General features: G+C 40.6%; 23 protein-coding genes and 1 pseudogene. 2 read left to right on the top strand and 22 right to left on the bottom strand.

Going from position 1 to position 25,615, the window contains the following annotated elements:
* The first annotated feature begins 115 nt into the window (after positions 1–115).
* A complete protein-coding gene (locus BFO_RS16750; protein ID WP_244262936.1) occupies positions 116–508 on the top strand; it encodes a DUF4372 domain-containing protein in 393 nt (130 codons plus the stop codon).
* Positions 509–522: 14 nt separating this feature from the next.
* Positions 523–1,078 (top strand): annotated as a pseudogene (locus BFO_RS16745) (IS4 family transposase); the annotation flags it as partial.
* A 339-nt stretch (positions 1,079–1,417) separates the two neighbouring features.
* Here the strand turns inward: BFO_RS16745 and BFO_RS01575 are convergent.
* The 22 genes from BFO_RS01575 to BFO_RS01470 all read right to left on the bottom strand — a co-directional run bounded on the left by BFO_RS01575 (position 1,418) and on the right by BFO_RS01470 (position 25,152).
* Positions 1,418–2,551 (bottom strand): 6-bladed beta-propeller, encoded by a 1,134-nt coding sequence (locus BFO_RS01575; RefSeq protein WP_014223811.1) that lies wholly within the window; start codon positions 2,549–2,551, stop codon positions 1,418–1,420.
* A 342-nt stretch (positions 2,552–2,893) separates the two neighbouring features.
* A complete protein-coding gene (locus BFO_RS01570) occupies positions 2,894–3,208 on the bottom strand; it encodes an NVEALA domain-containing protein (protein ID WP_080561836.1) in 315 nt (104 codons plus the stop codon).
* A 232-nt stretch (positions 3,209–3,440) separates the two neighbouring features.
* Positions 3,441–4,328, bottom strand: a complete 888-nt coding sequence (gene lepB, locus BFO_RS01565) for a signal peptidase I (protein WP_014223809.1) — start codon at positions 4,326–4,328, stop codon at positions 3,441–3,443.
* Complete coding sequence (locus tag BFO_RS01560) at positions 4,325–5,140, bottom strand: DUF1573 domain-containing protein (protein WP_014223808.1); 816 nt, start codon at positions 5,138–5,140, stop codon at positions 4,325–4,327. Before BFO_RS01560 ends, lepB begins: the two co-directional genes overlap by 4 nt.
* 142 nt (positions 5,141–5,282) lie before the next feature.
* Positions 5,283–6,317, bottom strand: a complete 1,035-nt coding sequence (locus BFO_RS01555; RefSeq protein ID WP_141728729.1) for a 6-bladed beta-propeller — start codon at positions 6,315–6,317, stop codon at positions 5,283–5,285.
* 103 nt (positions 6,318–6,420) lie between these two features.
* Positions 6,421–6,744: an NVEALA domain-containing protein gene (locus BFO_RS01550; protein ID WP_014223806.1), complete on the bottom strand. Its 324-nt coding sequence runs from the start codon at positions 6,742–6,744 to the stop codon at positions 6,421–6,423.
* 240 nt (positions 6,745–6,984) lie between these two features.
* Entirely contained in the window at positions 6,985–8,955 is a 1,971-nt protein-coding gene (locus BFO_RS01545; RefSeq protein ID WP_014223804.1) for a hypothetical protein, read from the bottom strand.
* Positions 8,956–9,237: 282 nt separating this feature from the next.
* Positions 9,238–10,251 carry a BF3164 family lipoprotein gene (locus BFO_RS01540; protein WP_041590557.1) on the bottom strand — a complete coding sequence of 338 codons (1,014 nt, stop codon included), beginning with the start codon at positions 10,249–10,251 and terminating at the stop codon, positions 9,238–9,240.
* A 125-nt stretch (positions 10,252–10,376) separates the two neighbouring features.
* The gene (locus BFO_RS01535; RefSeq protein WP_014223802.1) at positions 10,377–11,426 is read right to left on the bottom strand and encodes a 6-bladed beta-propeller; all 1,050 of its coding nucleotides are present in this window, start codon (positions 11,424–11,426) and stop codon (positions 10,377–10,379) included.
* 174 nt (positions 11,427–11,600) lie between these two features.
* Complete coding sequence (locus tag BFO_RS01530; RefSeq protein ID WP_014223801.1) at positions 11,601–12,737, bottom strand: DUF4221 family protein; 1,137 nt, start codon at positions 12,735–12,737, stop codon at positions 11,601–11,603.
* Positions 12,738–13,025: 288 nt separating this feature from the next.
* On the bottom strand, positions 13,026–13,934 hold the full coding sequence (cysK, locus tag BFO_RS01525) for a cysteine synthase A (RefSeq protein WP_014223799.1): 909 nt from the start codon (positions 13,932–13,934) through the stop codon (positions 13,026–13,028).
* A gap of 66 nt (positions 13,935–14,000) precedes the next feature.
* Positions 14,001–14,822, bottom strand: coding sequence for a serine O-acetyltransferase EpsC (epsC, locus tag BFO_RS01520; RefSeq protein ID WP_014223798.1), 822 nt, complete (start codon positions 14,820–14,822; stop codon positions 14,001–14,003).
* Positions 14,823–15,263: 441 nt separating this feature from the next.
* Entirely contained in the window at positions 15,264–17,129 is a 1,866-nt protein-coding gene (locus BFO_RS01515; protein WP_014223795.1) for a M56 family metallopeptidase, read from the bottom strand.
* 6 nt (positions 17,130–17,135) lie between these two features.
* Positions 17,136–17,495 (bottom strand): BlaI/MecI/CopY family transcriptional regulator, encoded by a 360-nt coding sequence (locus BFO_RS01510; RefSeq protein ID WP_014223794.1) that lies wholly within the window; start codon positions 17,493–17,495, stop codon positions 17,136–17,138.
* A 122-nt stretch (positions 17,496–17,617) separates the two neighbouring features.
* On the bottom strand, positions 17,618–18,397 hold the full coding sequence (locus tag BFO_RS01505; protein ID WP_014223793.1) for a polysaccharide deacetylase family protein: 780 nt from the start codon (positions 18,395–18,397) through the stop codon (positions 17,618–17,620).
* Positions 18,398–18,429: 32 nt separating this feature from the next.
* On the bottom strand, positions 18,430–19,635 hold the full coding sequence (locus tag BFO_RS01500; protein WP_014223792.1) for a glycosyltransferase family 87 protein: 1,206 nt from the start codon (positions 19,633–19,635) through the stop codon (positions 18,430–18,432).
* Between the two features lie 208 nt (positions 19,636–19,843).
* Positions 19,844–20,764, bottom strand: a complete 921-nt coding sequence (locus BFO_RS01495) for a helix-turn-helix transcriptional regulator (RefSeq protein ID WP_014223791.1) — start codon at positions 20,762–20,764, stop codon at positions 19,844–19,846.
* 30 nt (positions 20,765–20,794) lie between these two features.
* Positions 20,795–21,349, bottom strand: coding sequence for a type II toxin-antitoxin system death-on-curing family toxin (locus tag BFO_RS01490; RefSeq protein ID WP_014223790.1), 555 nt, complete (start codon positions 21,347–21,349; stop codon positions 20,795–20,797).
* Between the two features lie 92 nt (positions 21,350–21,441).
* On the bottom strand, positions 21,442–22,233 hold the full coding sequence (locus BFO_RS01485; RefSeq protein ID WP_014223789.1) for a hypothetical protein: 792 nt from the start codon (positions 22,231–22,233) through the stop codon (positions 21,442–21,444).
* 13 nt (positions 22,234–22,246) lie between these two features.
* Positions 22,247–24,229: a tetratricopeptide repeat protein gene (locus BFO_RS01480; RefSeq protein WP_014223788.1), complete on the bottom strand. Its 1,983-nt coding sequence runs from the start codon at positions 24,227–24,229 to the stop codon at positions 22,247–22,249.
* A gap of 36 nt (positions 24,230–24,265) precedes the next feature.
* On the bottom strand, positions 24,266–24,523 hold the full coding sequence (locus BFO_RS01475) for a C2H2-type zinc finger protein (protein WP_014223787.1): 258 nt from the start codon (positions 24,521–24,523) through the stop codon (positions 24,266–24,268).
* A 23-nt stretch (positions 24,524–24,546) separates the two neighbouring features.
* Positions 24,547–25,152, bottom strand: a complete 606-nt coding sequence (locus tag BFO_RS01470) for a uracil-DNA glycosylase family protein (protein ID WP_244262934.1) — start codon at positions 25,150–25,152, stop codon at positions 24,547–24,549.
* Between the last annotated feature and the right edge of the window lie 463 nt (positions 25,153–25,615).

Genomic DNA, 25,615 nt, shown 5'->3' with positions numbered 1-25,615 from the left:
ACTAAAAATCGCTAAGCGTTCTTTTAGATTATTGATATTTAGATAATTGTAGAGAAAATCCGAGAGAACGGACTTGAATTGGCAAGGAGCACAATCTTTTTTCATATCTTATGATATGTTTAAAGATAAGTATGTATTCACTCAACTTACATCCTTCTTGGATAGAAGTAAGTTTAATCGTATTGTTGCCAAGTATCAAGTCGACAAATACGTCAAGTCCTTCACCTGTTGGAATCAACTCCTCGCTATGATGTTTGGCCAGCTTTGTAATCGTGAAGGTCTTCGAGACCTCATAGTTGCATTGCAAGCACATCAAGAGAAGTGGTACCATCTTGGATTGGGTAAATCCGTTACTCGTAGCAATCTTTCGAAAGCTAATGAAAACAGAGATTACCATATCTTTGAAGACTTCGCATACTACATGGTCGAGCAAGCTAGAACAAAACGAAAGACGAATATATTCAATCTTGGTGGCAACACGTCTATGCGTTTGATTCTACAACGATAGATTTATGTCTAGATGTGTTCTGGTGGGCTAAATTCCGTAAGCATAAAGGTGGTATCAAGATACACCCCCTATACGATATAGAAACTCAGGTGCCGACATTTTTCCATATCACCAATGCCTCGGTACATGACAGCAGGGCGATGTGTGAGATTCCTTATGAATCAGGTTCTTATTACATTTTCGATAGAGGCTATAACAGCTTCAAGGATTTGTATAAGATTGATATGGCTGATGCTTCCTTTGTTGTGAGAGCGAAGAAAAGTCTTCAATTCAAGTCTATCAAATGGAAAAGGCGAATGCCTAAGAATGTCCTTTCCGACTCAGAAGGGATATTGACTGTTTATAAATCCTCAAAGGACTATCCAATCAAAATCCGTAAGGTTGAGTATTGGGATGAAGAACAGAATCGCCAATTCGTTTTCCTTACAAATGCTTTTGATTTGACCGCTCTTCAAGTTGCCCTACTTTATAAAAACAGATGGCAGGTCGAGTTATTTTTCAAATGGCTCAAGCAACATCTGAAGATAAAAAAGTTTTGGGGAACGTCAGAAAATGCAGTACGAATCCAGGTCTATTGCGCCATCATATCGTACTGTCTTGTTGCTGTCCTTCAGCACGACATGCAACTTGAAAGAAGCATATATGAGGTACTTCAGATCCTTAGCATTTCACTTACCGACAAGTCTCATTGGGTTGATCTCTTCAGTCAATCTAAATTCAATAATGTCAAAGATCAAAGTGGTCTTGATGGACTTAGTTTGTTTGATAATTTTAATTTTTAACCTGTCCGATAATTTTTAGTGGACACTAGTGGTGTTTGGTCATAAATTTTAATAATCAACAGTTTGGTTGGTAAAATGTATTATTCGGCAAACCCGAATTATCAATTAATACAAGTTGCAATTTGATTTACTTAAAAGTAAAAAATGCCAATATGGGATTATCATCTTCTTTGGTTTTCAATAACTCATTATTAATAAATGGTTCTGCCTGCACTGTTTTTCTCTCAACAATGGAAGATGCAGATACAAGAGCATAAAATTTTCCTTTGTAAACACCATCTATCAAAGAATAAAAAGGAAGTTGTTTCCTGCTGTTTCCCAAGACCCGAATACCGCTGTATAAAAGCCTTTCTGTTATTAGATCGAAAAAGACACTGACAATATAACCGTCTTTCGTAAACGTAAAATGAAGCATGCTTTCCGTGGTATAAATGTTGTCTATTCCATAGGCATAGCCGGAAGTTGGCATTTCTGTATGTTTTATTTTCTCTTCAATTTTTTCTATAGGTAAGGGATTGGGAAGGGATATTTTAAATATAGGAGTAATTCGCTCCTTAGCCAAAAGGTATACAATGTTATCAAAAGGTTTTATAAACAACAAGCTATTATCGTTATAAAAAAAAGAATTGAGATCGAAATTAAAGTCTGCAACAGCGTCATGAGGTAAGAACATTTTATCAATTTGCTTACCATTTTTAGAATATAGCAAGTAAAACATCTGCTTTTTTTGTATGTCGAACCGTCTATCTATATTTTTGAAAAAGAAGCAACCATGAATGACTCCCATTTCGGTTGGGGCCATATGCATGGTAGAGATATTTGATAGATGTTTCCCTGTATTTAAATCATAAAAAAAAAGCTTTCTTTTTTCATGATCCAATGTAACAATTCTCTCTGATTTATCATCTATTGCAAAATCTTTTATACTTAGATATTCGGTTGGACCTGCACCTTTACAGTCAATTTTAAATAAGATATCTCCTTTCATATTAAAACAAACAATCTTAGGTTGATCATCCAAAATATAGATTCGTTCTTTATAGATAAGAACTCTTTTAATCGGAGCTAAAGGGATTTTGTTTGATAGCGGGATAAATGAATTCAATATCATGATATCCGGTATTTCTTCCTTTGTAACTTCATTAATTTCAATTTCTTTTATTGATGAAATACCTTCCTTCTGTTTTGTTTGATTATTTTGACTGCAACTATATGAAAGAAAAATTATTGAGAATATCAATAAATGGCGGACTGTGCGCATGGTACTATAATAAAAAAGTTAATGAATATCCGTGTTTGTACCTAAAAACTCCATTAAACTATTTAATAACAATAATTTGGATGCATGGATTGGAGTAAGAAATAAATTTCTGTAGATTAGCAATATATAATTAATTTTAGGCATATATACGGACATTCATAAAAAAGTTAAATGAAATCCATATTCATACATTCCCCTAATCGGTTTACATTATCCTTTCTTTGTTTCTCCCCGGGGGGGGATTAGCCCCTATATCCATTGATAATCAATCGACAATCAGATGTAAATTGTTGTGACAAAGTAATAAGATGCTATTAGCCCTATGTACATGTGGATATTCATTTAAAAATATCCTCCACATTCAACAGGGGTACATGTAGAAGCACTATTAGGTGTTATATCACATACTCTACGAACACTTGCAGTAAAATATCCTCCACCTAATTCCAACTTGCAGGATTCTGTTCGGGGGACTCGTCCATAGTTGGGTATGTGACATCCATCACACCCGTCTTCCAGATATTGCCCCAAGGCCTCCACATTACTTAGCGCCATCTCCGAAAGATCGGTGTCTTTCTGCATGCTCTGGTTCACTCCGTAGCCTGCAGCTACCGTCACTGCGAGGGCAAAGACCCCTCTTAGAATTTTTGTTTTCATCATATTTTGATTTTAAAATGTGTTTTACAAACATACAGTGTCTTTTTGATATATCCAAACAACGGGTTGTTTTTTTTTTGTATTATTAACAGTTTTAACACTGTTGTATCATTATTCAAAGACCGTATCCTTCTCTTAAATTTACCGTTAAGGGCATCGTACTTGAATGAAAAAATCACGAAGATAAATTTATGGGATCGTCACATGGTAGATTATTTCAAAATGGGCGACATCAATTTATGATTTTCATAAAACGTTTCCATCTGATTTGATGAGAATAAGGATCGACGGATTTCCAGATAAACGATGCTTTGCCGATGATCAGCTCGTCGGGGAGCAGTCCCCAGTAACGTGAATCTTGTGAGTTTTCAACCTTGTCACCACCCATAAAATAATAATTGTGTGTAAATGTGTAGGATGTAATCGGGGTGTTTCCGTCGCGCAATGTATCCTTTTCGATACGTAGCGTGCGATCGGTCTCCCATTCGATGATTTTCCGATAGACAAGCGCTTCTGTTCTGCCTAATCGGATACGGTCGCCTTTGCGGGGAATGTATAGAGGACCGAAATTTTTGATATTCCATCCCAATACGGAATCTCCCGGAAAAGTATCATAAATGCCTTTGGGTATTTCCTGCCGTGTCGTCCGACTTAGTTTTTGTTCTGCGGCGAGATTACCGTAATGTCGGACCGTATCGGAGTTCATGCGGTAGAAACCGTTCACGATACGCAACGTATCGCCCGGCAATCCGATGCAGCGTTTGATGTAACATTTAAACATATCCATCTCGATTTTGTCCCATCCGTGAGGGTGGGGGATATGAAAAACAACTACATCGTTATGTTTGACATGAGTGTATCCGGGAGTGCGTCTGATTTTTACTTTTTTCCCTTCGAGGGCATCGAAAAGATCGAAGAGGCGCGCTCCGTAAGCCGGTTTATTGACTATGACATAGTCTCCGGGGATAATGGAGGGGGTCATCGAGTCGGTCGGTATGTGATACGACCCGAAGACAAACACACGCATGAGCAGAAAGCCAATGATAATGACTGATATACTATTAAATACATTTAGAACTATATTTGCTGCTTTACGAAACTGTTGTCGTTTATTTCTCATTTATTCTTTTCTGCAATAACAACCTCCCCTTTTAAGTTTATTGTTAATGGCGAAGTGTCCATATTGCCGTAGATAGAGACTGTTTTATGAATAGGCCCCTTCTTATTGGCATGATAGGTAAGATTAATTTCGGTGGTGTTACCGGAAACAACAGGTCGCTTAATATAGTCAATATGTACGCATCCGCATGATGTTCTTGCGTCATGTATAATAAGCGGTAATTTCCCGATATTACGTATCGTAACGCAGATTTTACGGCTGTCACCTTCTTTTAAAGAACCCAGATCGAACTCCGTTTTGTCGGCTTCTATTCGGGTTATTCCCGACGGTTGAACAGAGGGATTATACTTACCGTTTGAAATGGTAGACAGATAGATATCTCTGATCTTCCGGTTATGGACCGGGTTGCCGATACAGATTACTTTATTTTCTTTGTCTACCAGAAAGCATTGATACATCTGATGAGAAGGGAAGTGATTGATCCGGTTCATTCTATTCTGCTTATCGATGCAGACCGGGATATGGATGCTATCTCGTCTCAACAAGAATGAGATTTCACGCAGATCTTTAGGATAAAAAAAGAATAATACTGGAACTGCACCATTTGTTAAAGAATCAACTTCAGTAATAAATTCTTTCCATTTATGTAATTGAAGTTTACATTCCGTACAACCAACAGAATCGACATACATGATAATTTTATAATCCGAAACCGGTATGTTATACTTGACTGTGTCTTTTCCATATTTCGTAAAAATAAGTTCTTCTGGAAAAATAATTTCTTTTTCTTGCCATGATTTAACCATCTCCATAATCTCTTTTTTCTGAGTGTTTTCTTGGCAGGAGGGGAGATTCAAAATAAAGAAGGAAAAGATAAAAAGTTGAGTTATTTGAAAGATGTAGGTTCTTATTCGGATCATGGTATTCAAATTAATTATCTTTTTGTTGAATTGCTTAATCTAATAATCCATCTAAATCGAGGTATGCAAACTGAATCTCATCGTCTAACGACATGATGATCCGGTTATGGTCTTTATCGTAACACATGTCGGATATGCGATAATTTGTTTCCAATGTTTTGAGGTGGTTGCCCTCCCTGTCGAATACGATAAGTTTTGTTGGGAAATATTCGTCGGTAAGTCTGTCTCCACCTGAATATGAGGCGATAATTCTATTTTTGCATAAAATGACATTTCCATAATGTTGAAGTTCGTTTTCCTCCCGGCTTCTCCAATTATTCCCATAGATATTGAACTTCAAATTGCCGTCCAAATCTAAGACCGTTATCAAGTCGCGATTATGAAAAGCTTCTGCATAGAGATTATCCTCAATCGATACGTCTAATGTAATGCGTCTTTTCTCCACTTTGGGATGGGAATAGTTCATCGGTTTCATTTCTCCTGTCAGCATGTTCCATTTTGCAGCAAACTCATTGAAGCTGTAATCTCCCGTAGGGACGATAATCCTTGCATAGCAAAGCGTATCATTGATATATTGATAGCTGTCTGGGAATTGTGTTTTATTCATATTTAATTTAACAAACGGCATATAGTCCGGATTTTGGAAGATGCTGTCGAGATCGTATCCGAAGATTTTTTGTTTGCCGTGATCGGAAACATAAATCTTCCGATTCTTTTCATTGATACCGATATGTCCGATGTTTGCAATTTCTCCCGGTCCCTGTCCACGAAAGGCCGTACTCGTCAAGTATTTGTATGTTTGCTTGTCGAACAGTAAAACCTGTTCCATGTCAGACTTATGATCTACTATGATCAGGTATTTGTCAGAGGAATACAATCGAGTCACAGAACCGATGAGTATATCTTCTTCAGGGATGTAAATTTCTTTGACCCGATCATGTACATTTACGATATGATCACGGTAGTTGTAGTGTTTTTCAGTTGTACTGTTATAAGTACATCTAATAAAGAAAACAAAAATGATAACAGTAAAAATTAAACGATCAATTTTTTTTCTCTTTCTTTTCATCATGTCATTTTAATTTGTATTACTTTTGTAATAAATAAAATAATTCCCCCCCTTCCCCAAAAAAGCCAACCGTTGCCTGATCAAGGCAGCGGTTGGTCATCAATCAATTTTTTCCTGCTTCTTTTAAGTCTTTATGCCAAATATGGCACAAGCATCCACTTCCATTTGCTAAGCATCCATTAGGACACATAGGATTTATAGGAGGAAATGGGTCATTTTCTCCTTGTTCTCCTAGTGCCAGAGCCTCTACATTACTCAATGCCATATCTGAAAGATCGGCATCATTCTCCATACTCCGGTTCACTCCGTAGCTTGTAGCTACCATCACTGCGAAGGCAAATAGGCCTCCTAAAATTTTTTTCTTCATAAATATTATTTTTTTTATAATCTGTTCTGCAAACATATAGCCTATTTTTGATACATCCAAGTCTTTTGTTTGTTTTTTTTTCTTTTTTTAACACACTCCTTTGTTTAAGCTATTTGTTGAATGTAAAAGAAATATCATATTTTTGCTTTATCATTTGCAATTCCTTTTTTCTTGTCTTTTGTAGAAGTAAAAAGCTATAGCTTATATGGATAGAAGGCATATATACTTTAATCTAATAAGGCTTGATTGTTGTTTTATTTTTTATTTATTGTGTCGGTTTTGTGTTTAAATGATTTTTTATTACCACCATATTTGTTCACCGTTTTCAATTGTAAAAATCCGTTGTTCAACTCCTTTTGTCTTATTTTTCAATAAGAATAAGGCATTTGATGGAACTTGCTCATATAAGAGAAAGCAATGTTTTGCTTTTTGGACGCCTAATGAAATCCATGCCTGATCAAAATAATATAGTTCATATATTTGATTGTGATTAATTTCATTATCGTCTGTTCTACATGTAATCTCTATTTGATTGATAAAAGTTTTCTCGCCCATATCTATGTCAATGTAATTTTGGGGGCTGTTTATTGTGCAATAAGTTAAAATATCATCATCGGATAAATTATTTAAATATTCTATGCTTACTGAAGGGGAGTATAATTTACTTTTTAGCTTTTTCTTATTATAGAATAAATGAATACCACTAAGGTTAATCGATATGTTTTCTGCATTTTTATATCTAATGTATTGCGACGAAAAAGCTGGTAAATCGATTATTATACGAGACCCTGAAGGGACTCTTCCTGTAAATCTGTAAATCGTCTTCTTGTCTTTAAACAAAGAGTCGTTCGCGATTTCAATGGTTGCTCCAAGCATGTTCTTTTTGTACTCATAAAAGTGTTCGTATTCAGGATATTTTCGATTTAATATCACTGCTTGTCTTTGGTTACAATCCGGTTTTAATTTTTTCATCCTTCCTTCTTCATAGAGGATAAAAGGGACTTCTATAAATTCCATCCCATTGTTGTTTAGTTTGGCAATTATATATATAACCCCCTTCCCTTCATTTGTATATGAAAGCTGATAGTCTTTATAAGATTTTCCTTGTCCCATGTTATGAAAACAAATATTACCGTTCTTCTTTTTTCCATAAGACACAGGAATCCATTGGCGATTGTTAAAAGTGCACAATGCGTAAGTACTGTTAGTGTCTAAATTATTAAATGTAAGGTCACTTGTCCTTCCGTATTTATCTGTGACATCTTGATAAAGAAGATAGTTTATTTTCTTATAATTATCAGAAAAAATTGAATCTGAGGGAGTACAATGGTGGAAAAAAGCTTTTCTATATATTTTGGAGAATTTATAAAGCAGATCATTCTTTCCGGAATGAGCAATACCAATGTCTTCAAAGCAATGATCGTTATTGAGGAAAACGCACCATTCATGTCCAAGACTTCTATTCGCCCATACCGGAATAAAATCTGTTGTAGAAGGAATTCCAATACTTCTGAAAGCTAAAGTTTGATATTGTGATAAATGTTCACATGTCCCCCATTTTATCAGATCAATCTCTTCGAATGTCAAAGGATAAGGATATTTAGCCATACCTATATTATAATTAATATGAGATTTTTTTATCACTTGTATTGCTATATCTTTAGTTATATGTGATGTGTCTAATAGTATTGGTTTAAATTTTATATAAGCATTTTTTCTCCAATTACTTAAGGGTTCATTTGCAAATCTATAAGGTAGCACATACTCACAAAAAATATTAAAGTCATAATACTTAGAAATCGGTGGATTTTCCCAAACTTCAAAAGAGAGGTCGATATTCTCAATAAGAAATTCAGCTGTAATAACATTCATATCATAGACTTTTTTATAGCCGACTGGCTCTATATTTGATAATGAATCCATTAATATTCCCAAGGTTGATTTTTTCGTTGGATCCCAATTGTTTTCTTCTTTTAAAAGGGGAATATTTTCTAATGCAGTTTTGTATATGGTTGCTTTATTCGATGGAAGTATGCTGTATTTATCATCCATATTTCTGATTAAAAAATATGTAGCAGCCAATTTTAGAGAATCATTTTTATAGTGCTGAATAACTTTATAGAATTCATTTTTATTCTTGGATTTGTCAATAATAAGTTTAATATCTGAAGGAATATTGACAGTGTTATTAGATACATCACATACGATCCAATATGAGCCTATTAAGGCAATTAAAAATGAAAATGCAATTATTTTAATGTATTTAGCCATAAATTTTAATAATCAAAGGTTGGGTCAGAGAAATGTATTATTCAATAAACCCTATTTATATTTAGTACTGCAAACTTACATTTCCTTCCTAATATAAACAAAAATATCTCGCTCATTTTTGCCGTATTGCTGAATGGGTTGAATAAAATGTTCTTATTCGATTTCCGAAAAAGAGATATAGAGAAACAATTATAGTTTATACTCTACCCATATTCCTTCGGGATTACAGGCAACTCCGTAGATGAAATGATTTTTTTGTTTCTCTATATGTCTACAAACTGCTTACTGCCCGATTTTTGTCAGTATCTCGTTGATATCGTATTTGTGAAGGACTTCATCCTCAAGATCGAACGTGTAAAGCGTACGGTTGCGGAGATCAATATCGAATGTCGTGATAAAATGTTGTAATTTTAGCTCGGCTAAAGGCTTACCCTCCCAATCGAACAAATAAATGCAGGGCAATTTTTTTCTGCCGGTTTGATAGGTCTTTGCATCTTCATTGATGTACACAACTCCCCAAAAATCAGGGAAAGTGGCTATGTCGTTAAACGTATAGATTCGTTCCCATAGCTTTTTGTTCTGAATATCTTCAATATCATCCACTTTATCGCCGATACAGAGGGTTCGGGTAAACGTTCCGTCGAGCGAATACATGTTGATATAATTTAGTATGACAGGCATTTCTATGACGATGTTGCGATCCGGATTGAATTTGGTGATGGTCGACAAGATGTTGATATCTTGCATTTCTTCAAGTTTAATGCAATTCAATGAATCAAAAACAGCCGGATGCAGTTGTTTATCTCCTTCGATAAGATATCTGGTCTGCTGAGTCTGCTGATGGTTGGCTTCTTTGCAAAAATAGCGCGCGGAGTCGATGATAAAGAAGTTAAACAGAAAAGGCGGCAATGAATCCCGCATAAGACGCATGTCGAGTTTTCCGGTCTTAAGCGTTTGTGTTATATTGGCATTGAACACTCTCCCTCTTTGAAAGTCGTAGATGCCGGCATGCAATTCTTCCTGCTCGTTGAAAAAAGTAGCCGAACTTACCCAAGGAGCCTGAATAAATTCGTTCGGACCGTTTCCTTTCGTTAGCAGGCTACCCAAATAATTGTATCGGGGTAAGGAATAACAAGCCCAAAGATTCTTTTGTCCTTTTCCGGAAAAAATAATCATCGTATCGCAAATCTGAATATCCTGTATACCGATGATGTCGATATCGGGAACCGTCTCGTCCGAAAGGGTAAAAGTCTGAGGAAATTCTTTTACATAAACGATCTGATCTTTGAATCCCATAAAAGAAGTGGGAGGGGTCTCATGCGAAATTTGACAACTTGATAACATGGAAAAACCCATGATTACGAACCATAAAAATACGTTTTGTCTCATCTGTTTCAGGATTTAAGTGAATATTATGTTATTTAATCCAACAGTCCATCTAAATCGAGGTATGCGAATTGAATCTCATCGTCTAACGACATAATGATCCGGTTATGGTCTTTATCGTAACAAAACCTGACAATATGATAATCTGTTTCCAATGTTTTGAGGTGGTTCCCATTCAGATCGAAAATCAAAAATTTAGTTGGAAGATTGATCTCTCTTTTGTTTATGACGAATCGATCATCTCCTGTATAAAGGGTTATAATTTTATCTCTACAGAACCATACATTCGTGTGGTAGCCTCTGGGCCTCGGATAGTCTTTGCCCCATTCCGGTCCGTATGTATTACAAATCAAATTACCGTCGAGATCGGCAATGATCATTAAATCATGATTGGTATAACTTTCCACATAAAGATTATGTTCTTCAGATGCATCAAAATCAAATCGTTTCTTCTTGATGTCAGGATGTTCATAGGGCATAAATTTGATTTCATTTGTTTTCATGTTCCATCGAGCTACCGAAGGCTTAAAGTCAAAATTACCAATAGCTGTCATTATATCTGTTATAGAAAGTGTATCATTAATATAAACATAATTGCCAGGAGTAATGGAGTCATTTATACTTAGCCATGTTTCAGGTTTATATTTTTTGTTTTGAATAATACTGTCGAGATGATAACTGAAAATTTTCTTCTTCCCATGATCGGAAACATACAGCAAACGCTTATCCTTATTAAACACGATATGTCCGATTCGTGTAATTTCACCGGGTCCGATTCCCCTGTCTGCCGTACCGGTTATGTAACGATACGTGTTCTTATCGAAAAAAAGAAGTTGTTTTTCGTACGATTGATAATCACAAATAGTCAAATAATTATCGATAATATAAGGCCATGAATGAGTATTTATCAAAACATCTTCTTCAGGGATATGAATTTCTTTGATCCGTTCATGTACATTGACAACATGATCGCCTGCGTTGTAATGTTTTTCAGTTGTTTCACTCTGTGTACAGCAAGAAAATGTAAAGGATATTATTATACTTACAATAACAACCAATGTGTCGGATATAACTTTCATTTTCATAGTATTTTGTTTTTTTATCTGATTTTTCTACAAACGTACAAGTTATAACGAAAAGCACCAAATAGCCGACGGCAGATTTTTGTTTTTTTAATACCTTGAAATGACTTCATTTATCGCAAACATCGCTTGGACGATAAGGGTATATATTCGCTTCTTTCTCCAGCTTTTTCTTTTTTATCCGAAACGGAAAACGTCATATCTCATCTTGTCATCATCGGGAGATTCCGCGTTGGGATGGTCTTTGATAATAAAAAAGCCTTTTTCAAAAATGCCCCATCCTCCATTCAGATTATAGGTATCGTTCGATAGCGGAAATTCATCTATTACGTTAAAGTCCTGATCGAAGACTGTCAGAAATAGTTGCTTCTTAAAAAACTGCTTGTCTATCGGCATTCCGGTGGTGAAATCGATTCCGTTTACATGAAGCCTGTAATAACGCTTCCTGTACAGGTCGTAATTGACTTCGTAGAAGTGCACGTTTTCGATCAAATGCCGATACCAGTCTTCCATCGTTGCCGAATGCGTTTCCGACGCCGTATTACGCGTATAGCGGCTGTCTGCTCCGTAAGTTTTCACGATTCCGCTGTGCAGGTCGATGGTGTACACATTCGAGTTAAAAGGAAAATTGTAGATCACCAGCGGAAAATGGTAGGTGACGTTGGGATGTTGCATCCATCCGTACAGATGTCCGACGCCTTGCTCGGCGCCGGTATACGGAAGGACTATTTTTTTGTGTTTCCCCTGCCGTAAATTGGCTTCGTTGATGTAAAATATAGGTTCGTCTCCCATTTTAAGGGTGACATAATACATCGATTGGCTGTGTGCGTTGAAATATAATCTGATCGAAGCATTCGAATAATTCGATGTATTGATGATGTATTCTTCTTCGTCGACAGTCAATTCGTGTTTTTCGTGTATGATGCCGGCCGTGTCGAACAAGTAAACGGTTTTGTCCGCCAAAATCCAGATCGAATCCAACGAAGTAGCGTATAATTCGTTTATTTCGCCGGCAACCGCTTGTCTTCCTTCGCGGTAGAGCTTTATATCGCGGACAACCCCGTTTGTAAAATCAAAAACGTCTAAAGCATGCGTTTGATCGTTATAACCGATTAAATAATCGTTCGTATTCAAACTGAATGCCGCTAGGGTAGGATAGTGGGGCAATGACGTATCGTCGAGGTCGATAGACAATGTATCTTTTTCCATTCCGATGATGGTTTCCGGGCTTTTCTTTTTCTCGATCACTTTTTTCTCGTGCGAACACGCGAGTACCATCAACACGCCGGCAAGGATTAAACAGAACTGTTTCATTTCGTTTTATTTACGCGTATATGTTTTGTTGTAGGGGTTGTGCCCTGTACCGCTTACTTTCGGCGCGTCAAAGATACGTATCAAAAACGTTTTGCGTATCGCTATATTTATAATAACGGAACTGACGACCTCCAACAATGCCATCTTCACGAAGATTTATGCTTCCGCATCTTGGGCAATCCATGTTTTTTTTAGACCTCATCATTCAATCGGATTATTGTCGCCCTTCCTCATAGAATAGTCGAACCAAGTCCCGTTGTCATACTTTGAATGGTTATGCGGCGCTACTCAGTACAATCCTTCCACCGAGAGATAGCGTTCTCCTGTATCGTAATTGAAAGTCACGATGCGTTTGGTGCGCCTCAGTTCGGCGGTTTTTTGGGCTACGGCGGCCAAGGATGCTCCGGTGGAAATGCCTCCCAGAATGCCTTCTTCTTTAACCAGCCTGCGAGCGTAATTGAACGCATCTTCTCGGGTAATGCGGAAAATGCTGTCGAGTACCGTAAGATCGAGCGTCTCGGGGATAAATCCGGCGCCGATACCCTGAATGGCATGCGCACCTGAATGGCCTCCGGAAATAACCGGCGAGTCTTCGGGTTCCACCCCTATGACCAAAATGGACGGAAACACTTTCTTTAATTCTCGGCCCACACCTGAGATATGCCCTCCTGAGCCGATGCCGCTAATGAGATAGTCGATCCCTTCGGGGAAGTCGTCGATAAGTTCTTGTGCCGTGGTACGGGCATGAATGTCGGGATTAGCTTCATTGCTGAATTGTTGTGGTATCCATGAACGGGGTGTTTCGGCTTGAATCTCCTGCGCCTTTTCGATGGCTCCTTTCATCCCTTTTTCGCGCGAAGTGAGTACCAACCGGGCACCGTAGGCGGCCGTTAACCGGCGGCGTTCTACCGACATCGATTCGGGCATCACGATAATGGTTCGATAGCCTTTATAGGCTGCTACCAGTGAGAGGCCTACTCCGGTATTGCCTGAAGTGGGCTCAATAATGGTAGAACCCGGTTCCAAGAGTCCTTCTTTTTCGGCTTTCTCGATCATATTTAGCGCGACACGGTCTTTAATGCTGCCACCGGGATTTTGTTTCTCAAGCTTAATCCATACTTCCTGTTTAGGGAAGAGTTTACTCAGTCGTACATGCGGGGTTCTCCCGATTGTTTCTAAAATGTTGTTATACTTCATTATATTGTTTTTTTGATAAGACTTATATCATCGTAAGAATGCATTTTTCGTACAGAAAGAAAAGTTTTATATCACATAATCGGAGGGTTGCGGAAACGTTTTTACCGTTCGTATTTTTATGTCTACCGAATTGTAAACGAGTGAATAGGGCGCAACGCTCCGGGTAAGCCATGTTCCACCACCGATGACGGAATCGTGTCCGATAACGGTTTCTCCTCCCAATATGGTGGCATTGGCGTAAATAACCACATCATTTTGTACGGTGGGATGTCGCTTCGTTTCCGAGAGTTGTTTCTCCACATAGAGCGCACCCAACGTAACTCCCTGATATATTTTTACGTTATCTCCGATTTGACATGTTTCTCCGATCACGATCCCTGTACCGTGATCAAGGAACAGATTCTTACCGATTTGTGCGGAGGGATGTATGTCGATGCCGACTTGCGCATGGGCATATTCGGCAAACAAACGAGGAATAACAGGCACACCTAATCTATGGAGCTCATGAGCGATGCGGTGTACGCAAAGCGCGAAAAATCCGGGATAGGTTAATATAACTTCTTCTATGCTTTTGGCAGCAGGGTCATTACGAAGATAGCAATGGGCGTCTTTATAGAGACGAATCCGTATTTCGGGTAATCGTTCAAAGAAACGGTATACTACATCATCAGCGAACGACGGATTCGTCAGTTTACCAATATTATTGTCGAGTGTTATAGCACATGTCTTCAGCCGGCTACGAAAAACTGTTATATCGACTGTTTCGCAAACGGGAAACAGTAGAGAAACAAGTGTGCGGATTGCCTCTTCGAGTTGGCATTTATCTGCCGGAATGCGGATAGGCAAAGGTTCAAACTTATCGATAAGTTTAAAAGTATCGGATGTCATAAAAAAGATATTGAAGAATGAATAGAAACTTGTTATTGCTTGTGTGAAAAGTGCATAAGAGCACCGTTATCAATTTTGAGAAAAAGATTGAATCAACAACAGCAACAACAACAATAAATACGTGCTTTATTCATTTTGAACGTTTATGGGTTGCAAAGATAAGGCAAATCTCTTAATAAAAAAGAAAAAACATCGTACTTTATCGTATATACATTCGATTCTATAAGGAAAATTGTCGGTGACGTCGGGATGTTGCATCCATCCGTATGTATATCCGACTCCTTGCTCGACGCCGCTATACGGAAGGACTGTTTTTTTGTGCTCTCTCGCTTTTATCTTTAGCGCGTTGTTTTTCTATATTTCTTCTACATATCGAAAGGGTGTGCCCGAAACGTTTTTTCGGCACACCCTTCTGAAATCGATCGCTTAGTAATCTGAGAACTAATTAAACTTCTTCTTAATTTCTTCGTTTCGGGCGCGTTCGTCGGCTGTCGCGTCCAAGGTAGTGATGATAATAATTTTCGAAGCGGTTTTATCCTTATGTTCCATCTGCCGGTTCTCCGTGTTCAGTACGTGTATGTTTTCAATCTCTGCGGGAGGGATGCTTTTCATCCGTTCGGAAGAGATTTCTTTGCCGTTCAGATAGTACTTGATAGGAGCCTGCCTGCTTTGTGTCTGCCGCGCCGTGTCTTTCTGTATGGAGCATACGGCTCCTTTGGTTAAGCGGAAGTTAACCGGTACAGTATATTCGACCGATACGGGTTTGCCGCGCTGTTTTCCGGGCTTCCATCGGGGCATCTCCTCGATGAGGCGAACTGCTTCTTTGTCTAACAACGGATCGACGCCCTGAACCACCTGTACGTCGGCCGTGTTTCCGCGTTCATCGATGATGAACTGACAAACTACACGCCCTTGAATGCCATTTTCCTGCGCGATCACCGGATATTTGATATTCCGGGCGATATATTGCATCAAAGCGGCTTGTTCGCCGGGAAACTGAGGCATCTCTTCCACAACGGTAAAGATCGGTTCACCTTCGGATCCGGTCGATGGCTTGCGGTCGTTTCGCGTGGTTTTCTCGGAGGAGGTATATCCTACAACGACGATCTCATCGAGGTTTTCTTTCTTACGTTTCATCTCGATTTTCCCGACATCGCCCGAAGCCTTCGGTACAAGATGTACCGGCGCCATTCCGATATATGAGAAGTTCAACGTGTCTCCGGCCTGCATGCGAATCTGAAATCGTCCGTTCTCGTCGCTGATCGTTCCGCTGTATGTTCCACGAATAATGATGCTTACGCCTTGCAGCGCTCCCTGCCCGTCTACTACGGTACCCGATACGACGAGGGAGTCGCCTTTCTTCGTGTCGGACAGGTTTCCCGTATGTCCCTGCAACATGGGCAGAGAAGCGTCGAGCAACCCGGACATCTGCTCGGTCATCGCGCCCGCGTTATTGGCTACGAGCAGCAACAACGCCAAGGGTAGCATTAAGGTGTAGGCCACCAGTTTCACTTTGGGCGATTGCTTGGCGTTAAGCATCCGGATGCGCTTTTTCAGCGGAGAGGTGTTGAATTGATTGGCGAGCGCAGTCTGCACGGGCTGATGCGCCATGCGCAATAAATGATATTGGTAGCTGCGGGCGTCGGCGCCGTCCTTCACCACGCGATGGTCGACGAGAAATTCGAGGTTGCTGTGAATTTCTTTCTTGAGCATCCATGCCATCGGATTAAACCAGCAGACGGCACAGGACAGCTCGGCCAGCAAGATGTCGAACGAATGATGCTGACGGACATGTATCTGTTCGTGTGCCAGAATCTCTTTCAGCTCTTCTTTCCGGTGCATCTCGGGATGTATAAAAATCCAGTTGAAAAACGAGAAAGGAGTAGCCGGCCGCTGCAATCGGCTGACGCGTGCGCCCTCTATCTCTACTTGTGGACTGCGCCACCGTAACCATACGAGTTGCGTCAGACGACCCATCAACCGCAACAACAGAAATCCTGTCACCGCAAGATACAGCCATAGCGCGTAATCTCCCAATGAGTAGGTCGCGGGAGCTTCGACCGACGGCGTCACCGTCAGTTCCGGCATATATTGCGTATATGTAAACGCCGCTTCGGTCAGTGTGTGGCTACGCACAAACCATTTCGAAAAGTCGGTAAACGGATATACGACCGACAAGAATAAGATGCCTTGAAGCAAATACCGTCGCAAGGTAAAAAACGTGTCATTCCGATAACACCATCTGTATACCATATAAAACACAGCGATAGCCGCGTTCACCTTCAGTAAATAAGTCCATGTTTCCATCGTTTTCTATTTTTGTTTTTCGATAATACGGATAATCTCTTTCAAATCATCGGCCGAAATCTTCTCTTCGCGGGCGAAGAACGAGACCATTTCTTTGTATGAGTTCTGAAAATAATCGCGAATAAATCCCGACATGAATTTACGTTTGTATTCTTTCTCCGAAATCAGCGGTTTACACAAGTTCGTCGTTCCTACACGCCGCATCTTCAAATATTTCTTGCGATCCAGATTTTTAATGATGGACGCAAAGGTCGTGTAAGGCATGAGCGGCTTCCCGCTTTGTTCGTGATAGCTACGAATCGTTCCCTCTCCCTGTTGCCATACAATCAACATGGCTTCTTCTTCCTGCTGTGTTAATTTTTCCATGATTACAATTGTTTTATGTTACTAATCGAACGCAAATATACGAATATTTCGTAGTATTGGCACGAAAATGATGTTAAAAAATGTTGTTGGTTGATGTTTTTTTCGTATCGCCCGTGAAGAAGTTATGATATGGGGGGTAATGTTTCGATAAATTCGCGGAATGTTCCGAACGGTATGTTTCGTTTTCGGAAGAAACCGATCAACTTATCCAAACGTACTTCGGCATTATTTCCGGCATTGTGCGTGACCGTATATGGTAGTCCTTTGATTTGCTGTATGGGCATGAACTCCCACGGATGAAAGTAGGTGAGCAGGTAGCCGTCGTGCTTGTATGTTCGGAGTGCCAGTCGTCGGTAGAGGGCTCCGGGCAGGTGATGAAAAGACAGCCAGAAGAGCGGGAAACGTATGTTCGGAGTTGTTGAGGCGGGCAGTTGAAGCAGTCCGTTCTGCCGGAACCAGGTGCGCGGTTCGTGCCAATGATTGTATCGTCCGGGCAGGAAGGTGGGGTTGAGGGAAGAGTTGTAGGTGTATCCGGCCTCGACAAGCGCAGCGTCCGAGACGTTGGCCATGCGGGGCATGCGGAAGCCTTCGATACGTTGGCCGGTGAGCACTTCCAAAATGTCTTTCGAACGTTTCAGGTCCGCTTCTTCAAAGACGCTGTGCTCATAGCCATGCGAGGCGACTTCGTGCCCGCTCTCACTGATCTCACGGATCAGCTCGGGAGCGTTCTCCGCAAAGCGGGCGGTGCAGAAAAACGTCGCTTTTACCTCATGGCGGGAAAGGCCGCTCAAAATCTTTCGGCAACCTTCGGACGAGATGCGGATCTGTTCTTCCCATGACAGTGACAGGCCGTATTCAAACGGCAAGTCAAATTCTTCGATGTCAAAACTAAGCAGTATCATAGGCAATTAGATGGCATGTTCTCTCTCTTTGGTTATTCTTTGTGGGAGGAAGGGCTGAGCTCGGGCGTCCGGTTGTCTGCCGCGGCATAATCGCGGGTCATCATCTCATAGATCAGCTTGAACCAGATCAGCACACACGGCAAAGCTTTCAGCGCATAAGGTTGAACGTAAGGCCGGTAGAGGAATGCAGGAAAGAGGTCGGACGGTGACATGCTGGTCAGGACAAAGGCAAAGATAAGCAACGCGATGTCTCCCTTCGAACGCTTCCACGGAACGCCCCGGAACCAAACAGCTACACCTGTCAGGGCGATAATGTAACTGCTCGACTCGCTACCGGTACTGAACAGGACAACGAACAGCATGACGGAGACTAAAAACATCCGTCGGAACGTCGGAGAGGCATATTGCCCGGTGCGCAGATAGGGCAGGGCGAAAAGAATCAGTCCGGGGATGATCAGCCACATGTCGGAATAGTCAGGGTTGCCTGATATTTTCCGTACGATGCCCAACAACGAGATATTTTGGAAAAGAGAAAAATGGTTGGCAGCATTCTTGGCGATTAAGTCCGGTAACCATTCGCCGTATTGACGGAGGATGTATTCGGGAGAAGAATACAGCATGGGCAGCGCGAAAAACACGAGGCTCCATCCGATCAGGGAGAGGATCAATTTTGTTTTGCGGTGCGAGAAAAAGAAAAAGGCCAGTCCCACAATGCCGTAAATCTTAACAAACAGGCCGATGACAATCAATAAAGCCGCCCATACCTCCTTCTCTTTTTCGATACAGACGAAGATAAGTATGAGCATCGCGCCAATAACAATATTGAACTGTGCCAAACAGAGTGCCGTGTACAGTTCGTTGGCGCAAAACCACATGATGAACAGAAGCTTTTTGCGCTCGAAAGGGAGTGTGCGTATGGCTATGAACAGCAAAGCGCTCATGGCTGCAAGCCACAGCAGGTATCCGAACTTTACCGGAAAGAGGGCAAACGGTGCAACAATGAAACTGAACGACGGACCGTAATGGTTGATGTCGTGATAAATTTCCGGATATTCGGCATAGAGTGGCATTTGGTGTAAGACATGCCAAAATACGTTTCGGAAGATGATAAAATTATTGTTGGGATGTTTGAGCAGCCATGCTGCCAGCGTAGCCATGCCCCATACAACGCCAACAGTCGTGTAGCGGTTGAAAACAGGATGGCGAAAGACGTTCTTGATGTTTTCTCTCCAATTCATGAGTACTTGCCCTCTTCTTAATTTTGACAGAAAATAGTTCTTTTTGAGTATCCGTTGACTGATGCGGCAAATATAGCTGTTTTTGTATGGATGTCCGTTGTTTTTACATAAATTATATTTTGTTTGTTTTGTCGGTAAAGAGGAAGGGGGGCATGAACGCCTCCGTCTTGATTTTCATCAGGTCCTATGCAGAATTCGGCATAGGACTCTATCCTTCCCGGTACAATGCGTGCATTTCTTCGACCATGTAACGAAGCTCGCCTCGTACCCATTCGGGCGAGAGAAGTTCGACTTCGGCACCGTGCGAGAGGACTTCCTGAAAGAAGTCGTACGTCGGATAGAGCCGGTATTCGAAGACGGAATAGTCTGTATAGCGTTCCACCTCATTCTGCGAAGGGTGCAACGGCAACGAACGGAAATACTTGCGTTTATTCCCCGCCTCGGAGACTTTCAGACGGATCGTTTCCACATCCAACTCTTCGGGGACGACAATCACCCCGAAAGCATCGGCAAAATACGTTTCCGCATCAAACGTATCGGGGAAGACGAACGATTCGTCCGTCGGTTCTATCCGTTTCATCCGGTCTAAGGCGTATGTCCGTATCTTCCGGCACTCCGGCTCGAAGACCACCACATACCAGCGTTGCCGGCTCACTTTTACACAGTACGGATCGGCCAGAAAGGTTCGGGGACGCTCACAATGAAAACTTTGATACGTCATTTGCAGACGCCTGTCCGTCTGCATTGCCTCGATGATGGTCATCAGCAATTCGTTACCCGAAGGGATGCGCTCGAACAGGATGCGCGCTTTGAGCTTGCGACTCTCCTGAATGATGTTGTTGACCGCAAACGAACTCAACAGCCAGCTCTTGATATGATCTTTGCTGATGTCGTCCGTATTTTCGATACGATAGGTATAGCCGCTGCTCGCGTTGCAGATGATATTGAGGTCGAACGTCTCTTCGATAGCCCGCTTGTAATCGTCGAACGTGCGCTTGGGCAACGGCCGGCCGTCGTCGTTCAGCGAAGAGTTTTCCCACGCTTCCGCCAGCTCTTTGTACGTGATACCTCCCGTGCGGTAGAGCCGGTCGATGATCCAGATGTATTTCCGGAATTGATGCTTTGCCATAGAACGATCGTTATATCGATAAATTGCTTGTTATTGATTGTTTGTGTTGATCAGGCAGACCGCCAGCCGCACCATCAGGTCTTTCTCCTCGGCGGGACTGCATGCAATCATCAGCGTAAGCGCCACTAATGTATTGTCCGCGATGCGCTTGCTGCCATCAGTTCGGTAGAGCAGGCCGTTGTGATGCATAAACCACAGAAACAGCATCGCGGCAATACGCTTGTTGCCATCGCTGAACGAATGGTTCTTCACCACTAAATAGAGCAGCATGGCCGCCTTCTCTTCGGCTGAGGGGTAAAGCTCCCGGCCGTCGAACGTCTGATAAATCTGCCCGATAGAGCTTCGGAACGACCCATCTTTCTCGTTACCGAACAGCGGGCTACCCCCAAACCGCTCCTTCAGGCTACGGATGGCTTCCATCGCCCCCTCATACGTGGCGCGAAACCGAGGAGGACCGCTCACGGCCTCCACCTCGATTGTACGGTAGTCGTACTGATCCAGCAAATCCAACGCATAACTGTAATCCGCCACTACCTCATGCAGCATACGGCTCTCCGCAGTAACTATTTGTTCTTTTTCAGTCATCTATATTCTTTTATCTATTATATTTTGTCCTTATCGACACTGCAAAATTACGTATAAGCTACGCAGGATGGTTTGAAGATATTTTTTATTACTTAATCTTTTATATCCTCCTGATGCTTGAATTGGCTCTGATAAATTGGCCTTTTTTCTAAAGATAAATTCAGTTTCTCCATTAATTCTTCATACATTCTCTCGAAACTAAATCTAGCTGATGGACTATATCCATTTATGAGAAGTGCTTTTTTTGAGGATGAATAATATGTCCAATCTCCCACAACAGATTCAAAATCAGACAGAAAAAGCTTCTTAATAATATATCTCAGACTCTTATCTCTTCCACAACAATAGATAAAATTAGCATTATAGAGATCTAATTGTTCTTTGATATATTTTTTATATTTATTATTATCAAAAAATCGAATTATATCATTATCTTGCAATATTTTACTACAGTTTACACGGACAATTGAAATTTTATTTTCCCAATAATTTATATATTCATCTTCATCCAAATCACCGAAAGAGATATTCGATTCTTCTATGATTCTTTTGTATATACCATACACCCAAATCACCAAATTCTTAAAAAACTGATTCGTGACAGTTTTATTATTTGACTTATGATTATAACCTGTTGCCGATCTAATATCATAATTATCATTAGGATACTTAGAAAAGAGCAATATTTTTAAGGGAGAGTTATCCCATAATTCACTTTCATTTCCCGGCTCTCGATACCATTTATTACTCTCATCACGCTTGATTTCCCCTTTATACAGTAGTCCATCACAACAAAAGTTCTCTTCTTTTATTTTCATGTTCTTTTTCCATCTCTGAAAAAGCTCTTCCTCTTTTTGGAGGTACACATCAACATTTTCCATCATTAAATTTTTTATTTCAGTTTCTAATTCTTGATTCTATTTCCAATGCTCTTTGTTCAGAAATACCCAATGTATTTCTTATCTTGTTTAACAGCCTCCGCTCGCTGTCTGTAATCTCTCCCTCAGCCATACACTGCTTATATTCTTCTAAATATTCAAGTTCATCTTCTGTAAGCGTAGTATCTGAACAAACCTTTTTCTCTAATTCCGCTGCTCGATCATCAGATATCCCGAAACTCTTTCGGATTCTTTCCAAAAGTCTCACTTCCTTTGCGGAAAAATCTCCGTTATTGCTTGTATAGCACTCTTTATACTCCTCTATATATTCTTTCTCTTTCTCCGTTAGATGATCCGGCAGTTGTGCGGGTTCGCTATGGTTCATACCGTTCAATTGATTAATCGGAGCAAATGTCACATGGATTCGAAGAGAAATATTTTCTTTTTTCTTGAAAGAGCTTTCTACTTCTTTTTCTTTCTTATATTGACCTTCTATTTGTATCAATTCCATAAATTCCGCTTTCAGACTGACCAGATCGGAAGCTTTTACCATCGCACTTTCGTGATTGTTCGAGGCCATCCTTTCCACATGTTCGAGCAGGCCGCCCTGTAAACGCTGCGTAGCTAATCGTTTCCATGACGCTTCATGTTCGTACCAAACTAATCCGTCCGGCACAAACGGTTTTTGGCTCGGACTAAATTTCTGGTTAAGAGAAAGCTTATTTCTAAGCTGTTCAAATCTTGAATCTTCTCTGTTCTTTTCATAAGAGCCTTCTACAGATACTTTAATATGGCTGGGGCTAGCTTTTCCAGAATAAGACGAGCTGGTGTTTGTTTTATTATCAAAAGATTTATCTTTTTCGCTTTCAATAGTAACCTCTGTTGCTCCTAAACATTGGGCAAGCCAACAAAACTCCCTTAATCGGTCTTCGAGAAAAGTCAGATCATAATCTTCAAAAGGGATATAGCGACCTGAAATATACGGATGCGCAACATACAATTGATCCGCAATGGGATGTCCTATAGGAAACTGTAACGCTCCTGAAAAATCCATCCTCATAACAGCAATTTGTTTAGAATCCAAGCTGTTGATTTTATTAACCGGTAGTAAGAGTTTTCTCTGATTAAAATCTAATTCTGCAAAATGTTCACTATACTTTTTGTCTATATCCTGAAATTTCTGATGCCTAAAATTTTTACTTTCTTCATAAGGAGAAAACTGAATGGAGTTAAAATAGTATCTCCTTGCTTCAGCATAATTTTCCTGCTGTAGATAGATATAGCCGATGGCATTTAAGGCGCCACTTTTTTCTTCATTAAACGCTTCTGGATTATCAACCTCTTCTTCAATCGCTTGTAACAAGCGTTCTGACTCATATTGCGCTTTGGAAAAATCTTTTTGTTTCATAGCCATTTGCACCTTTTCCCATCCGAAGTAAGGCTGATATCCATACAATGCTTGATATTCATTTATAGCAGCGTATGCTTCCGAAAATTTTTCTTCTTCTATAAGCATAAAAATATTGGAGAGCATATCATCACTTGGATCTTGTGGTTCACACAAACATGCAATTTCAGTCAGAACATCTGCAAAATATTGTGCATATTCGGGATCTACATTGTTTTTCTTGAAAAAAAAGTTTATCTCCAAGGGTAAAAGATCACCATCATAATAAGAGATATAAATATTCAAGTCTTTATATTCGACCTTTAGTATATCACTCCAACCGATAGCATAAATTTCTTCCGGCGAATTATTTTCAGGAAGCAAGTGTATACCCGATGTTGTGATCACCATTCCTTGATCAGATGAAGACCAAAAAGAAGTGTCTCTAAAGAAAAGAATATCTTCGTCAAAAGATAATTGAAAGTTCTTCCGGATAGCTCCTTTTGTTTCTTCAGGGATATCGATATAAAATATATCAGAGCCATTATGATATGCGTTTTTTAAACCTTTTGCTTTACTGACAAATGTCTGTCTGATTTGTTTTTTTATGTCCATCACATTAAAATTAAATCTATTTTTTTCTTCTCTTTCTCACAACGCCGGGGCGTGTTTGCCGTGATTGCTCCCTTTAGGATGGCGGGGGCAGGGACCGATTACCATCGCAGTGATGGTGGGATACTCCTTTCCGCAATGCTTGCAGGTGTATTTTTTCTTTTCACCTCCTTCGTAAAGTTTGTGCTTCCCCCGGTTAGACCCGTCCGGATGACGCGGACAGAGTCCGTTCGTCAGTTGTTGTACGCTTGGATACCGCTTTCCGCAGTATTCGCAATAAAAATTCTGTGTTCCCATACATTATATAGATTAATCGTTTGTTATTTCATGTCGCGGATAAACGTGGAGATGGCTATATGCCAATATCCGGTTGTAAATGCGGCCGAAGGATGGGTGATGGGTAACAGTCGCACGGTATGACCGTTGCGGAGATCGTACGCCCATGTCTCGATGCTGTTCCCGTCGGGCAAGATCAAGTCGTCGAGCTGTCTGCCGCGTTTAGGAAGGTTATCATACAGCCGTTTACCCCATACCAATACGCCATCGGGTCGATAAGTCTCGAGTACTTCGAAAAAAGCCGCTTCGGAATCGGCAAATTCCTGTCGTGTCGGTTCTTTACGCGGCCCGGAGATCGGACTTTGCACGTAGTTATAAAAGAGGATCCGGTTCCACCATTGTTCTTTTTCGGCCAGCGAGAGCGGCTTTCCGGCCAGTGCCCGCTCGAACTTCGTATACGTATTCATAAACCCTTCGTGCTCGCGGTCAGGCTCGAACAACAGGCGGATGATACGGTTGGTCATGCCGGAGTCGGCATCACACGGATTGGCGCAGTAATGACTTTCGCCCAGCGCCATCATTCTTTTTCCTTCTATGCCCATCGTGTATGCGCTGCCTACCCACGGGGCGAATCGTACGTTCTTCATCATATTGTTTGTTTTGTTTTGAACTGTGACCGAAAGGCAAAAAAGAGAGGGACACGTCCCAACTTCTGCTATTCACCCGGTTCGGTTCTGGAAAACCTTGGAGTCTGAATAAGTAAAAGCACAGTCCATGCCCCTTATGCAGGGTGCATCACATGCTTCGACAAATTATTCTCAGACTCCCTTGTTGAATTTTCCAGATTTAACCGGGTCTAATAATCGGTCTGCAAGTTTTGCAAAATATTTTCAGCGTCTTATGGTCGCATCTTTATCATTTTTTTACACTCGTGCAAAGTAAATGATTTTATTCTGACGCAACAAATAAATCGGCTGTTTTTTTTTGCATGGACTGTTTTTCTTTATCTTAGCTCCGTCTTCCCGACTTTTCTCCGGGTTTTCAGTCACAGTTCATTCATCTTTGTTTACATAATAAATTCGTTATTCTTTTTATTAAAACGATGCAAAGGTA

Source organism: Tannerella forsythia 92A2, from assembly GCF_000238215.1.
Classification (GTDB): domain Bacteria; phylum Bacteroidota; class Bacteroidia; order Bacteroidales; family Tannerellaceae; genus Tannerella; species Tannerella forsythia.
Note: the sequence above shows the minus strand (reverse complement) of the source record. Positions and strands in the feature narration are given on the sequence as shown.

Coding starts and splice junctions, on each gene's coding strand:
- BFO_RS16750 (WP_244262936.1), top strand. CDS start 116: ATGTTTAAAGATAAGTATGTATTCACTCAACTTACATCCTTCTTGGAT.
- BFO_RS01575 (WP_014223811.1), bottom strand. CDS start 2,551: ATGCGCACAGTCCGCCATTTATTGATATTCTCAATAATTTTTCTTTCA.
- BFO_RS01570 (WP_080561836.1), bottom strand. CDS start 3,208: ATGAAAACAAAAATTCTAAGAGGGGTCTTTGCCCTCGCAGTGACGGTA.
- lepB (WP_014223809.1), bottom strand. CDS start 4,328: ATGAGAAATAAACGACAACAGTTTCGTAAAGCAGCAAATATAGTTCTA.
- BFO_RS01560 (WP_014223808.1), bottom strand. CDS start 5,140: ATGGAGATGGTTAAATCATGGCAAGAAAAAGAAATTATTTTTCCAGAA.
- BFO_RS01555 (WP_141728729.1), bottom strand. CDS start 6,317: ATGAAAAGAAAGAGAAAAAAAATTGATCGTTTAATTTTTACTGTTATC.
- BFO_RS01545 (WP_014223804.1), bottom strand. CDS start 8,955: ATGGCTAAATACATTAAAATAATTGCATTTTCATTTTTAATTGCCTTA.
- BFO_RS01540 (WP_041590557.1), bottom strand. CDS start 10,251: ATGGGATTCAAAGATCAGATCGTTTATGTAAAAGAATTTCCTCAGACT.
- BFO_RS01535 (WP_014223802.1), bottom strand. CDS start 11,426: ATGAAAATGAAAGTTATATCCGACACATTGGTTGTTATTGTAAGTATA.
- BFO_RS01530 (WP_014223801.1), bottom strand. CDS start 12,737: ATGAAACAGTTCTGTTTAATCCTTGCCGGCGTGTTGATGGTACTCGCG.
- cysK (WP_014223799.1), bottom strand. CDS start 13,934: ATGAAGTATAACAACATTTTAGAAACAATCGGGAGAACCCCGCATGTA.
- epsC (WP_014223798.1), bottom strand. CDS start 14,822: ATGACATCCGATACTTTTAAACTTATCGATAAGTTTGAACCTTTGCCT.
- BFO_RS01515 (WP_014223795.1), bottom strand. CDS start 17,129: ATGGAAACATGGACTTATTTACTGAAGGTGAACGCGGCTATCGCTGTG.
- BFO_RS01510 (WP_014223794.1), bottom strand. CDS start 17,495: ATGGAAAAATTAACACAGCAGGAAGAAGAAGCCATGTTGATTGTATGG.
- BFO_RS01505 (WP_014223793.1), bottom strand. CDS start 18,397: ATGATACTGCTTAGTTTTGACATCGAAGAATTTGACTTGCCGTTTGAA.
- BFO_RS01500 (WP_014223792.1), bottom strand. CDS start 19,635: ATGAATTGGAGAGAAAACATCAAGAACGTCTTTCGCCATCCTGTTTTC.
- BFO_RS01495 (WP_014223791.1), bottom strand. CDS start 20,764: ATGGCAAAGCATCAATTCCGGAAATACATCTGGATCATCGACCGGCTC.
- BFO_RS01490 (WP_014223790.1), bottom strand. CDS start 21,349: ATGACTGAAAAAGAACAAATAGTTACTGCGGAGAGCCGTATGCTGCAT.
- BFO_RS01485 (WP_014223789.1), bottom strand. CDS start 22,233: ATGATGGAAAATGTTGATGTGTACCTCCAAAAAGAGGAAGAGCTTTTT.
- BFO_RS01480 (WP_014223788.1), bottom strand. CDS start 24,229: ATGGACATAAAAAAACAAATCAGACAGACATTTGTCAGTAAAGCAAAA.
- BFO_RS01475 (WP_014223787.1), bottom strand. CDS start 24,523: ATGGGAACACAGAATTTTTATTGCGAATACTGCGGAAAGCGGTATCCA.
- BFO_RS01470 (WP_244262934.1), bottom strand. CDS start 25,152: ATGATGAAGAACGTACGATTCGCCCCGTGGGTAGGCAGCGCATACACG.